The sequence below is a fragment of the Pseudaestuariivita rosea genome, from assembly GCF_017592335.1.
In the GTDB taxonomy this organism is placed as follows: domain Bacteria; phylum Pseudomonadota; class Alphaproteobacteria; order Rhodobacterales; family Rhodobacteraceae; genus Parasulfitobacter; species Parasulfitobacter rosea.
Genome location: NZ_JACNMP010000002.1, coordinates 189,335 through 201,202 on the forward strand (window position 1 = coordinate 189,335; position 11,868 = coordinate 201,202).

Sequence of the window (11,868 nt, forward strand, 5' to 3'; positions counted from 1 at the left end):
GGCGATGATGCCACCCATCAACAGACGCAGATTCCTGACACAAAGCGCGGCACTTGGATGTTCGGCCGCCGCCAGTCCGCTGCTGACACCGATTGCCCTGGCCGCGGCCCCGGGCGAGGCCCGCCTGGTGGTTATTGTCCTGCGCGGCGGGATGGACGGGTTGGATGTCGTGCGACCCTATGGTGATCCCGATTTTGCGGCACTTCGGCCAAAGCTGGCGGCAGATCGTGCCAAATCCCACGACCTGGACGGTTTCTTTGCAGCCCACCCCGCGCTTGATCGTCTGATGCCGCTGTGGTCCCAGGGCCAGTTGGCCTTTGTGCAGGCCGTTTCGACGCCCTATCGCGATAAGCGCAGCCATTTCGATGGTCAGGATATTCTTGAGGCCGGAACGCCCGGATTGCCCGGCACCCGGCAGGATGGGTGGTTGAACCGCTTGCTTCAATCCATGCCCGATACCGAGGCAAAGACAGCCTTCGCCATCGGGCGCGACACAATGCGTGTTCTGTCCGGATCGGCCCCGGTGGCCAACTGGTCACCCGATGCAAGCCTGACACTTGGCCCGCAAACTGCCAGACTTCTTGAACTGATGTATCACGATGATCCGGTTTTTCGCGATACAATCGCCGAAGCGATGGATCTTTCGGGGGCTCTGAGATCGCAGGCGGCCTCTTTTGAGCCCGAAAACATGATGCAACAGATGCAGGCCACTCAACGTGATATGCGGCAAAACGGCCAAGAGGCCAGCGTCGCATCCTTTGCCGCGGAACAGTTGCGGGGCGCGACGCGGATCGCGGCTTTTTCGGTCAATGGTTGGGATACGCACGCAAAACAGGCGCAAGGTATATCGCGCGCGCTTGAACGGATCAGCGATGTGATCCTGACGTTGAGGGACGAACTTGGGCCGATCTGGCAGAACACCACTGTCATGGCGATGACGGAATTTGGTCGCACGGTGCGCGAAAACGGAACGCAGGGCACAGATCACGGCACGGGCGGTGCGATGATTCTGGCGGGCGGCGCTATTCGCGGCGGTCAGGTGTTCGGGCGCTGGCCCGGACTGTCCGAAGGCGATCTGTACGAAAGACGCGATCTGTTGCCGACAGCCGATGTGCGCAGCTATGCGGCCTGGACACTGCGTGAGCTGTTCGGGGCGGATGTGGCGAACCTTGAAACCAGCGTCTTTCCGGGGCTGAGCATGGGCGACAATCCGCGCCTTATTCTTTAGGGCATTGCTCAGAAAATCTGCAATACACCTCATAACCATCCCGCCCGGTGGGTACCACCGGGCAGCGCCCGACCGCCCCCGTCACGCCAAAAGCGTGCTTCCAGAACGACGGCGGGCGCTTCTCGCCCACCCGCGGACGGTCGCTGCCCTATGAGCTACAGCATTGTGTTTCAGATTTTTAGTTTGATGCTCTAAAAACAAACGCCCCGGATCGAAATCCGGGGCAAGTCTGAAATATTGCAGCTTATAAGTCACGCTGCATTTTTATGCCTAACGTGTGACACTGACCGAGATTGCAGTACCACCATCAAACACATTCGGCGCTCTGCTTGTGAAAGCGGCCGTCAGAGCAATGGACAAAAACACCAGACCTGCGGTCAGAACAATCCAATCAACAGTTCCTTCTTTGACCGGTTTGCTATCTATCGCTGACAAAAGTCTGAACATTGCGGCACTCGTACGTTAAATTACCGTTATATTAGGCGTAAAAAATGAGGCAGGAATAAGAAACACCAAAGACAATTTCTTGAACTATCCGGTCAATTCATTTCAACTGATCCGTGATAAACTATCGAACTGTTAAGATTTGGGGCATTGGGCTTTGGAAAATCTCGAAAACTGGGCGCCGCCGCCACCGCCGGGGCCCGCACGCATAGAGGGGCAGTTTGTTCTACTGGAACAGTTGTCCATCGGACATTCGACTGATCTTTACCTGCAGTTTCAGGGCCATGATGATGTTTGGCGCTATCTGCCGGACCGCCCGCCCAAAGACATTCAAGGCTTCACCGATATCCTGCACGACTTCACGTCTGACCCGGATAACCATTTCTTCTACGCCATTTTCGACAAAGACAGTGGGAAGTGGGGCGGATTTGCATCCTATTGGACCATTCAGCCCGACGCAGGCGCAATTGAGCTGGGCTGCATCGGTCTATCCCCATCATTACAGCGGACACGCGCCGCGACCGAGGCATTTTATCTGATGATGAAATGGGCGTTTGAGGCAGGCTATCGGCGGTTTGAATGGAAATGCAATGCGCTCAATGTGCCATCACGGCGTGCCGCGCAACGACTGGGCTTAAGTTACGAAGGTATCTTTCGACAAGCCAGTGTGACCAAGGGACAGAACCGCGACACCGCCTGGTTCGCCGCGATTGATAAGGAATGGCCCGATCTGCAAAACGCCTTTGACACTTGGCTGGATGCCGCGAATTTCGACGCGAACGGCCAGCAGATTATGTCACTGACACGACTGACCGCCCCGATTCTGGTGAAAGCTGACAGCGCCTGATCAGACGGCGATCTTGTCAGAAAGGCGGTTTTTGACGATTGACTGCACGGCGCCAAGTGCCGAACCCGTCGGGTGACCCAACTGGTGCACATCAGCCAGTGCCTTGGTCGCAGTCGCTAATTCTGTATCCTGCGCAATCTGCGCCACGCCAGACAAAAACTGGGTCAGATAGGCCAGTGTGGCGTCGTCCGGTTGGGTCGATATAACGTCATCGACATGGGCCAAATCATCCTGAAAGGCCATCATATCCGGTTCGACCAGATCATCGGGCAGGACACGGGGGCCAACGGGGCGCTGATTTTCGGGCAGATTTTGCAGAACAACTTCCTGAAATGCCGCCAGACTTTGCATCGGCTTTTCGACAAATGCGTCGGCCCCGGCCTGCAGCGCGGCCTGTTCCATATCGGCGATACCGCTGATTGCCAGTATGACATCCACACGCGGTTTGACCTGCGATAGATCCCGGATCAGTTCAACGCCAGAGCCATCCGGCAGCCCAAGATCGATGATCAGAACCGATGGCCTGTAAGCCTGCAGATGCCGACGCGCTGATTTCAGGCTGTCTGCGCGGCGGATACGCGCCCCTGATCGCAGGCAAAGCAGTCGAATAGCCTCACATGCAAATCGGCTGTCTTCCACCACAAGCACTGTCAGACCCAGCAAGGGGCGATTGGCGGTCGGGGTTGGTGCAAATGCAAACTTTTCAAAGCTGTCCATTACAAAGCTCCGCTAACTGGTACGACTCGCACTAAAACTTACTGAGGCTAATGGTTGGTTAACGCACCGTCCCTGCTTGTCACGGGACGGGCAGGCTGCGATAACCTGCTAACGCTATCTTTGCAGGAGTTCGCCATGATCGGTCGTCTGAATCACGTCGCAATTGCCGTCCCGGATCTGGAGGCTGCGTCAGAACAGTATCGATCCGCGCTAGGGGCAAATGTGGGTGCGCCGCAGGATGAACCTGATCACGGCGTCACGGTGGTTTTCATCGAATTGCCCAACACCAAGATCGAACTTTTGTACCCCCTTGGCGACAACAGCCCGATTACCGGATTTCTGGAAAAGAACCCATCGGGTGGTATTCATCACGTCTGTTATGAGGTCGAAGATATTCTGGCCGCCCGCGACCAGCTGAAGGCCACCGGCGCGCGGGTTCTGGGGGATGGAGAGCCCAAGATCGGCGCCCACGGAAAGCCGGTTTTGTTTTTGCATCCCAAAGACTTCAACGGCTGCCTGGTCGAACTGGAAGAAGTCTAGAGAAGGACTATCTAAGCAAAATGTCCATTACATCCGCCATCGTTCTGTTTGCCGTGATCTGGTTCATGGTGCTGTTCATCGTTCTGCCCTTGCGCATGAAAACCCAAGGGGATGTGGGTGAAATTGTGCCCGGCACCCACGCGTCGGCGCCCGCGGACCCTCAGCTAGGGCGCAAAGCCAAGATCGTGACAACTGTCAGTGTCATCCTTTGGGTCATCATCGCGGGCACCATTATTTCCGGTGTCGTCAGCGTCCGCGATATCGACTGGTTCAACCGGATGGCAACGCCCGAACTCGGTGGAACAGGTGGGTAAAGGTCGCCACACCTAGAATCGGAATAATCAGATTAATGAACGGGATCGTCAGCGGCACTGTCATCAGCGCACCTGCGGCCCAGACTGTCAGGGCGTGGCGTTTCCTTAGTGCCTTGGCTTCCGCAGCGCTCATTCGGCGAATGGCTACCATCTGAAAATATTCACGCCCCAACAGATACCCATTCATCCCCCAGAAAATGAAAAGCGCCAGGGGCGCCAGAAAGATGTAAAGGATCAACGCAAGAATATTTGCGCCGATGATGACCCCCAGAAACCCGATGCTGTCTTTCACGCCGTCGACAAAGGACTGTTCATTCGCTTTCGGCAGCCCGGTGTAGTGGCGATCCTCAACCGCTTGGGCGATCTGGTCCAGAAAAAGCCCGGTGATCGCGGATGCCACCGGCACCATCAGAAAGACCGAAAGGATCAGCATCAGGGGGATCGATGCCCAGGAAATTGCATCGTCAATCCAGTTTATTTCCCCGATCCACGGTAGGGTCAGGCTGTCAGGGAATATCCACTGAAATATGCCAAGAAAGACCAGGTAGAATCCGAACAGAAGGGCGATAGTTAATCCAAAACCCATTAACAGCACGCGTAAAAATTTAGGATCGCCGATCTGACTGATCGCTTTGAAAAAAGATGTAAAAATCATTCCGTCATCCAGGTTGTAATTTGGTCCAGATCGGGCCGTGGCCGCTCTGGTGGGGTATTTTTCTCGGTTCCGATATGGATCAGGCCTGCGACACGCTCATGCGGTTTCAGGCCCAGTTCGGTTTGAACGAATTCAGGGTCATGGGAAGCCCAACCGCTTAGCCAGTTGGCCCCCCAACCTGAGGCAAGGGCCGCATTCAGCAAGGCAAGACAGACCGCACCGGCTGAATAGGTCTGTTCAATTTCAGGGATTTTTTCAGATGGCTTCGGGCTTTCGACAACGCAGGCAACAAGATGCGCTTGCGCGAACTGCAATCGCATTTTTTCGATCTTTTCATCATTAAATCCAAGTGTCTGTCCGCGATCAACAATAGCGTCTGCCAGTCTTTGCAAGGCCTGATCACGAAGAACAATAAAGCGCCAAGGTTCTAGTTTTCCATGATCCGGCGTGCGCGCCGCAGCGGTCAGGATCGGCCCCAAAGTCCGATCATCCGGCACGGGCAGGCCAAGTGTCTTTGCCGGCCGTGACCGACGCTCGAGTAAAAACGCCATAGCTGCTTGATTTTGTTCCGGCATCTGACCTCCTGTTCTGACCCAGAGATGTCAGGTCTGGGGCACAAATGTTCAAGAGGTATCAGTGCAGGTAAAGCCCGGTTGTGATAGAAAAATCAAATCCGCAGGAAGGGTTGTGCAATTCGCGGCACCAGGCTGCTGAATTTCAGTTTGGCGTCGGTCACGGCAAGACAGATGCAATCCTGATCAATCGTGGCCACGGGCGTATGATGAACATGCTGGTCAGCGATTTCCAGATCGCCCGCACCGAAATAATCATCTTCGTCCTCGAAAGCGCCCTGAAGCACCAGCGTCAGTTCCAGACCATTATGACCGTGATCGGGCATCGCACTGCCAGCGGGAATATACAGCAACCGCGCCGTTGCATCCTTGGATGTCTTAAGGATCGACTGTTTCACACCCATGCCAACGGATCGCCACCGCACATCTGCCAGATCCCGTCCGGCATAATCCCACAAGGGTTGCGGCAAAGACGATGACGTCTTTTCAAGCACCTTGATTGGGTCTTTTGGACCTTTTCCGATCAGGGCCAGTGTTGCCTCAAGACTGCCGTCAGACATTTGAACTTCTGACGTTTCTTCCAACACGGCCCCCCCAACGGCATCAAAGCTATGCATGCGGGCGCGACATTCATCACACATCGAAATGTGGGCCGCGATGATCAGGTTAAAAGCCTCTGGCAGTGTGCCTGCCGAATAAGCCATCAAAAGCTGATCATTAAGGTGATGTTTTATCTGTGTCATCTTCGCTCACGCGCCTCTATTTCATCGTGTGACGCATTCTTTCAAGCGCCAACCTAATGCGGGATTTGATTGTGCCCAGTGGTAATCCTGTCGCAGCCGCAATTTCGCTGTGCGATAAGTCACCAAAATAAGCCCGTTCAACCAAATCCCTCTGTTTCTCGGGTAACTCTTGCAGGGCGCGGGCCAACTGTTCCGTGTCCTGTTGCAACGCAAGAATGTCTTCCTGATCTGGTTCGGCCTCTGGGCCCCAGGGCAGATCTTCGGGTTCGGGGCGACGCTGTTTACGCAAGGCATCAATCTTGCGGTTTCGGGCAATCGTAAAGATCCACGTCGCAACAGATGCGCGTGCGGGATCAAACATATGTGCCTTATGCCAAAGCGTAGCCATCACTTCCTGCGTCACTTCTTCAGCCAGGGACTCGGATGCCCCTGATTTCATTAAAAAGGCCTTCACGCGGGGCGCAAAGTGCCGGAACAGCGCAGCAAAAGCCGACTGATCCTGGTGGTCGCGAATACGTGTGATTTCCGCAACCCATTGATGTCGTGTTGTCTCTATTACAGTCACAGGGCCAGTTCCGTTCACGCTGGCAATATCGCCTGCATCCCCAGTGTAAGCCACTGCTTCAGCAGATGCACCCGTTTCTTCAATAGACACGTTGCTGTTCAACATATTGCCTATACGGCGCGTCAAATATTTTGGATCACAGAAAGAATAACTTTTTTCGTTCTAATCCGGTTCCAACCCTCTGACGTAAGACAGTAAAACACAGATGAGTTCATCGGAGAAAAAACGAATGCCATTTGAAACAGTTGTGACCAAGCCCAAGCGTATTGCGGTGATCGGTGCAGGTATATCAGGTATGGGTGCGGCCTATATGTTGGCCAACGATCATCGGGTCACGCTGTTTGAGGCCGAAGACCGTCTGGGCGGCCATGCCCGCACAAAAATGGCGGGTCCGAACAAGGATGTGGCCGTCGACACGGGCTTTATCGTTTTCAACTATGTGAACTATCCCCATCTGTCGAAACTTTTTGCCGACCTCGACGTGCCTGTCACCAAAAGCAACATGAGCTTTGGGGCATCCATCGGTGGCGGGCGTCTGGAATATGGCCTGCAAACGGTCGATGGCGTCTTTGCGCAGCGTCTGAATTTGGTGAACCCGAAATATCTTGGAATGATCCGCGATATCTTTCGGTTCAACGCCAAGGCGGTCGAAACGGCCAAAGGCAGCGATATGACAATCGGTCAGTTGCTGGACACACTGAATATGGGGGATTGGTTCCGCAGCTATTATCTGTTGCCGATTTCCGGGGCGATCTGGTCGACGCCGAAAGAAAAGATCATGGATTTCCCCGCCCATGCAATGATCGAATTTTTCGAAAATCATTCGCTGCTGCATCACAAAAATCAGCATCAGTGGTACACCGTTACCGGTGGTTCAATTCAATATGTGCAACGTCTGCAAAATGCCATGACCAGCCGTGGCGTCGACATTCGCCTGAGCGCCCCCATCGACGGTGTGCGCCGGTCAGACATCGGGGCTCAGGTCAAAGCCGCCGGTGGCGAATGGGAACTGTTCGACGAAGTTGTCTTTGCCACGCATTCCGACATCACGTTGAAATTGCTCAGCGATGCCAGCACCGTCGAACAAGAGGCTTTGGGCGCCGTCAAATATCAACCCAACGAAGTGGTGCTGCATTCTGACGAAACCATGATGCCCAAACGTCGCAAGGCATGGTCGTCGTGGAACTATACCGAGGCCGCCGATAAGCAGACATATCGCATTGATCTGACCTATTGGATGAATTCGCTGCAGCCCTTGCCAAAGGACCAGAATTTTTTCGTCACTTTGAACACAACCCGTCCGATCCGCGAAGACCTGATCTGGGATACCGTCACGCTTGATCACCCGTTCTACGACCGCGCTGCCCTGGCCGCACAAGACGTTGTGCGCGCGATCAACGGCACGAACCGCACATGGTTCTGCGGGGCCTGGATGAAAAACGGCTTCCATGAAGACGGTCTGGCCAGTGCCGTCGACGTGGTCGAGGCGCTGAATGCCACCCCAGTTGCGATGGCCGCCGAGTGAAGACAGTTCAACATATCCCGGCCCACACCTATCACGGGCGACGCGGCGCGGTGGAAAACGCGTTCCGCTATTCGGTCGACTATATCCTTCTGGAGCCCGAGGCCGAACCGAAGACGCCCACGCTTTTCAGCCGCAACCGTGCAAATCTGACGTCACTGCGTGACAGCGACCATGGTGGTGTTCCTAAAACGGGCAGCGGCGCGCAATGGGTGCGCGACGTTCTGGCGGCGCATAACATCGACCTGAACGGGCAAATCCTGCTGCTGGCGCAACCCCGTGTGCTGGGGCATGTCTTCAACCCGGTCAGTTTCTGGCTGTGCCACGACGAAACCGGCGTTCTGCGCGTGGTGATTGCCGAGGTCACCAATACCTTCGGCGACCGCCATTCCTATCTGTGCCACCACGAAGATCTGGCACCGATTGATAAGCAGCAGACGCTGCATGCGCAAAAGATCTTCCATGTGTCGCCGTTCCAGCCGGTTGCGGGCAACTACACGTTCCGCTTCGACATTCGCGATGATTGGATCGGCATCTGGATCGACTACCGCCAAGGCAACGGCGGTCTGATCGCAACTTTGACGGGGCCACGGAAAAACTTGACCAACGCCTCTATCCTGCGCGCATGCCTGCGCCGACCCTTCGGATCGCGCCGGGTTCTTGGGCTGATCCACTGGCAGGCGCTGAAGCTTTGGTGGAAGGGTGCGCAGTTCCGCCCCAGACCGCAGCCGCCGCAAGAGGAAATCTCGCGATGACGTCCGTGGCCCTGAAACGACGGCTTTCAGAACGTCTGCCCGCCTATTCGGGGTTTGCAGCCGTGCTGTCGGGGGCAGGGCTGCCGATCTATATCTATGCGCCAAAATTCTATGCCGATACCTATGGCGTCAGCCTGACGGCATTGGGTGCTGTTCTGTTTGGGCTGCGTTTATTTGATGTGGTGCAAGACCCCGTCCTGGGCTGGGTGTCCGAGCGTCTGCGCGGCGCAAGATCAGCGGCCGTGACAGCCGGCGCCGTGCTTTTGGCCCTGTCCATGATCGGACTGTTCGCCATAGCACCACCCATTTCACCGATCTGGTGGTTTGGCCTGACAATCACCGGTCTGTTCACGGCGTTCAGCTTTCTGACGATCAACTTCTATGCCCAGGGTGTCGCCAAAGCCAGCGATCTGCGCGGGGGGCATGTCAGACTGGCTGCCTGGCGCGAAACTGGTGCGCTGTTGGGGGTTTGCATCGCGGCGGTGTCACCAACGCTGTTGGGCGAAGCATTCGCACAGCCCTTCGCCCTGTTTGCCTGGGGCTTTGCCGGTGCAGCCATTGCCGCAGCCCTGGCGATGATCCCGGAATGGCGATCCGACGGCGCACAGTCACCCACACCGATTTCCCACATCCTCAAAGACAGACTGGCCAGACGACTGCTGATCCTGGCGCTGGTCAATGCAGCCCCCCTGGCGGTGTCATCAACGCTATTCCTGTTCTTCGTCGAAAGCCGGCTTATGGCGCCGGGATGGGAAGGCCCGCTGCTGGTCCTGTTTTTCCTGGCCGCCGCTGCCTCGGCCCCGGTCTGGGGGGCGCTGGCCAATCGCTATGACGCAAAACGCGTCCTGATGGGCGCAATGGTCATGGCGATCATTTCCTTCGCTTTCGTCCTAATGCTGGGCACGGGCGATCAATGGGCCTTTGCCGCCATCTGCATCGTGTCAGGTGCGACAATTGGTGCCGACCTGACGCTGCTGCCCGCACTATTTTCCAAACGCATGGCACAGATTTCGCCAAACGGCGGTCAGGGCTTTGGCCTTTGGTCGCTGGTCACAAAATTCACGCTGGCCTTTGCCGCGGTCACTTTACTGCCTGTGCTTGAACTGAATGGTTTTCAAGCCGGAACAGACAATGCCGAAACAGCACTTTGGACACTGACGCTGCTTTACGCGCTTGTTCCGTGCGTATTGAAATTAGTCGCCCTTGGACTTCTGTCGGCGACCAACCTGAAGGAGGACTGACGCATGGACGTGCTTCTCTATAAACTGCTTGGCGCTGCTATTGCACTGATTGGGGTTTTTCTGTTCACCAGATTTATGACCTTCCGCGCCCAAAAACCAGAAGACTACAAAGACAAAGGCCCCCAGCTTGACATCCGCAAGCACCTGAACGGTCCCATCATATGCGAAGGCGTCATCTATGGCCCAACGGGCCGTGTTTCGTCACGTTTCGTTGCGGACTTTGAGGCCAGCTGGAACGGAAACGTCGGAACCATGACCGAACATTTTCGTTATGACACAGGCAACACGCAAAATCGCGAATGGCGCCTTCAGCTTGGCAACGACGGGTCCGTCAAAGCCGAAGCCGATGACCTGGTCGGCGTTGGCACCGGCGTGCAGATGGGTCCGGCGTTAAAGCTGAACTATAAGATTAGATTGCCCGAAGACAGCGGCGGGCATGTACTGGATACGGTGGACTGGATGTATGTGGTTGAAAATGGCTCAATCATCAACCGCAGCCAGTTTCGCAAATACGGGATTAAAGTGGCCGAACTGGTCGCAACCATGAGGCCAAAAGACGCCGCCTGAACGGTGGCAAGGGGGACGATGTGAGGGAATGGCAAGGTAAGCGCTATTGGTTGATCGGCGCAAGCGAAGGGTTGGGCAGAGCATTGGCGCATGCCCTTAGTCGCGTTGGCACCGAAGTGATCGTATCAGCGCGGGATGAGGAACGGTTGCAGGACCTGGTGGCCGAACTTCCCGGAAAAGCGTCCTATGTGCCCCTTGATGTTTCAGACCTGGAGGCCGTTCAGAAAGCTGCAGATGAGGTCGGCCAGATCGATGGCATGGTGTTCCTGGCAGGGGTCTACTGGCCCATGAAAGCCACCGAATGGGACGCGGAAAAAATCGAATCGATGGTTGATGTGAATTTCACCGGCACCGTCCGCGCGGTGGGTGCAGTTCTGCCAAAGATGATTGAACACAACCACGGTCACATCGTTCTGACCGGCAGTTTGTCGGGCTTTCGCGGATTGCCCGGCGCCATCGGGTATGGTGCATCGAAAGCCGGGATCATGTATCTGGCCGAGTCGATGAAGATCGACCTGAAGAAAACCGATATCGAGGTCCAGCTTGTCAATCCAGGCTTTATCAAAACCCGCCTGACCGACAAAAACGACTTCAAGATGCCCTTCATCATGGAACCGGACGAAGCCGCCAAGCTGTTTTTCGAACACATGAACTCGGACAGGTTCAAAAGAAACTTCCCGACGGTCTTTTCCTGGTTCTTCCGCCTTAGCCAGTTTTTGCCCGACTGGATATATTTTCGTCTGTTCAAATAGCGGACCCACTTGCTTTAAATCAAAGTCTGGGTTTCCATCCGTGTGCAAACTGTCTTTCGCAAAGGGAGAAAGCGCATGTTGGAAATCAGCACGGATAAAATCGCTCAGGTCATTCTGTACGCCCGCGAACTGGACAGGGCCGAACCGGAATTTCGTGGTTTTATCGAAGGTCTGAACGAAGACGAAGCCGCCAGTCTGGTGGCCGTCATGTGGATCGGGCGCGAAGCCTTTGCCCCCGAAGATCTGGAGGACGCCAAACGCGTCGCACTGGAAGAGGCAACAACACCCACCGCCGACTATCTGATCGGCGTGCCCCATCTGGCGGACAATCTGGAAAGCGGTCTTGAGGCTCTGGGCATCTCGGCCACCGATGCCGAAGATGATCTTTTGTAAGCGTCCGTTTGGC

At 55.6% G+C, this 11,868-nt stretch carries 16 protein-coding genes; 10 read left to right on the plus strand and 6 right to left on the minus strand.

Annotated elements, in window-relative coordinates:
* Nucleotides 1-7 precede the first annotated feature (7 nt).
* On the plus strand, nt 8-1,228 hold the full coding sequence (locus H7848_RS02485) for a DUF1501 domain-containing protein (RefSeq protein ID WP_208347676.1): 1,221 nt from the start codon (nt 8-10) through the stop codon (nt 1,226-1,228).
* A 270-nt stretch (nt 1,229-1,498) separates the two neighbouring features.
* Here H7848_RS02485 and H7848_RS02490 read toward each other — a convergent pair whose 3' ends face one another.
* Nucleotides 1,499-1,675, minus strand: a complete 177-nt coding sequence (locus H7848_RS02490; RefSeq protein ID WP_208347677.1) for a hypothetical protein — start codon at nt 1,673-1,675, stop codon at nt 1,499-1,501.
* Nucleotides 1,676-1,829: 154 nt separating this feature from the next.
* Here H7848_RS02490 and H7848_RS02495 point away from each other — a divergent pair, with 154 nt between their 5' ends.
* Entirely contained in the window at nt 1,830-2,519 is a 690-nt protein-coding gene (locus H7848_RS02495; protein ID WP_237072537.1) for a GNAT family N-acetyltransferase, read from the plus strand.
* Here H7848_RS02495 and H7848_RS02500 read toward each other — a convergent pair whose 3' ends face one another.
* On the minus strand, nt 2,520-3,236 hold the full coding sequence (locus tag H7848_RS02500; protein WP_208347678.1) for a response regulator: 717 nt from the start codon (nt 3,234-3,236) through the stop codon (nt 2,520-2,522). It lies immediately after the preceding gene.
* A 135-nt stretch (nt 3,237-3,371) separates the two neighbouring features.
* Here H7848_RS02500 and mce point away from each other — a divergent pair, with 135 nt between their 5' ends.
* The gene (mce, locus tag H7848_RS02505) at nt 3,372-3,776 is read left to right on the plus strand and encodes a methylmalonyl-CoA epimerase (RefSeq protein WP_208347680.1); all 405 of its coding nucleotides are present in this window, start codon (nt 3,372-3,374) and stop codon (nt 3,774-3,776) included.
* Nucleotides 3,777-3,796: 20 nt separating this feature from the next.
* Entirely contained in the window at nt 3,797-4,090 is a 294-nt protein-coding gene (locus tag H7848_RS02510) for a DUF1467 family protein (RefSeq protein WP_208347682.1), read from the plus strand.
* On the opposite strand, the gene H7848_RS02515 is transcribed toward H7848_RS02510, so the two are convergent.
* From H7848_RS02515 to H7848_RS02530, 4 genes are all read right to left on the minus strand, one after another.
* Nucleotides 4,047-4,745, minus strand: coding sequence for an EI24 domain-containing protein (locus H7848_RS02515; RefSeq protein ID WP_208347684.1), 699 nt, complete (start codon nt 4,743-4,745; stop codon nt 4,047-4,049). The two genes, H7848_RS02510 and H7848_RS02515, sit on opposite strands and share 44 nt — an antisense overlap.
* Entirely contained in the window at nt 4,742-5,320 is a 579-nt protein-coding gene (locus tag H7848_RS02520) for a nitroreductase family protein (protein ID WP_208347685.1), read from the minus strand. The genes H7848_RS02515 and H7848_RS02520 overlap by 4 nt, the downstream gene beginning before the upstream one ends.
* Before the next feature lie 92 nt (nt 5,321-5,412).
* Nucleotides 5,413-6,060, minus strand: a complete 648-nt coding sequence (locus H7848_RS02525) for a ChrR family anti-sigma-E factor (protein ID WP_208347686.1) — start codon at nt 6,058-6,060, stop codon at nt 5,413-5,415.
* 16 nt (nt 6,061-6,076) lie between these two features.
* A complete protein-coding gene (locus H7848_RS02530) occupies nt 6,077-6,625 on the minus strand; it encodes a sigma-70 family RNA polymerase sigma factor (RefSeq protein WP_336512055.1) in 549 nt (182 codons plus the stop codon).
* 229 nt (nt 6,626-6,854) lie between these two features.
* Between H7848_RS02530 and H7848_RS02535 the strand changes: the two genes are divergently transcribed.
* The 6 genes from H7848_RS02535 to H7848_RS02560 all read left to right on the plus strand — a co-directional run bounded on the left by H7848_RS02535 (nt 6,855) and on the right by H7848_RS02560 (nt 11,855).
* Entirely contained in the window at nt 6,855-8,150 is a 1,296-nt protein-coding gene (locus H7848_RS02535) for an NAD(P)/FAD-dependent oxidoreductase (RefSeq protein WP_208347688.1), read from the plus strand.
* Nucleotides 8,147-8,902 (plus strand): DUF1365 domain-containing protein, encoded by a 756-nt coding sequence (locus tag H7848_RS02540; protein WP_208347689.1) that lies wholly within the window; start codon nt 8,147-8,149, stop codon nt 8,900-8,902. The genes H7848_RS02535 and H7848_RS02540 overlap by 4 nt, the downstream gene beginning before the upstream one ends.
* The gene (locus H7848_RS02545) at nt 8,899-10,143 is read left to right on the plus strand and encodes an MFS transporter (RefSeq protein WP_208347691.1); all 1,245 of its coding nucleotides are present in this window, start codon (nt 8,899-8,901) and stop codon (nt 10,141-10,143) included. Before H7848_RS02540 ends, H7848_RS02545 begins: the two co-directional genes overlap by 4 nt.
* A 3-nt stretch (nt 10,144-10,146) precedes the next feature.
* On the plus strand, nt 10,147-10,710 hold the full coding sequence (locus H7848_RS02550) for a DUF3833 domain-containing protein (protein WP_208347693.1): 564 nt from the start codon (nt 10,147-10,149) through the stop codon (nt 10,708-10,710).
* A gap of 20 nt (nt 10,711-10,730) precedes the next feature.
* A complete protein-coding gene (locus H7848_RS02555; protein WP_208347694.1) occupies nt 10,731-11,462 on the plus strand; it encodes an SDR family NAD(P)-dependent oxidoreductase in 732 nt (243 codons plus the stop codon).
* A 75-nt stretch (nt 11,463-11,537) separates the two neighbouring features.
* On the plus strand, nt 11,538-11,855 hold the full coding sequence (locus H7848_RS02560; RefSeq protein WP_208347695.1) for a DUF3775 domain-containing protein: 318 nt from the start codon (nt 11,538-11,540) through the stop codon (nt 11,853-11,855).
* Nucleotides 11,856-11,868 lie beyond the last annotated feature (13 nt).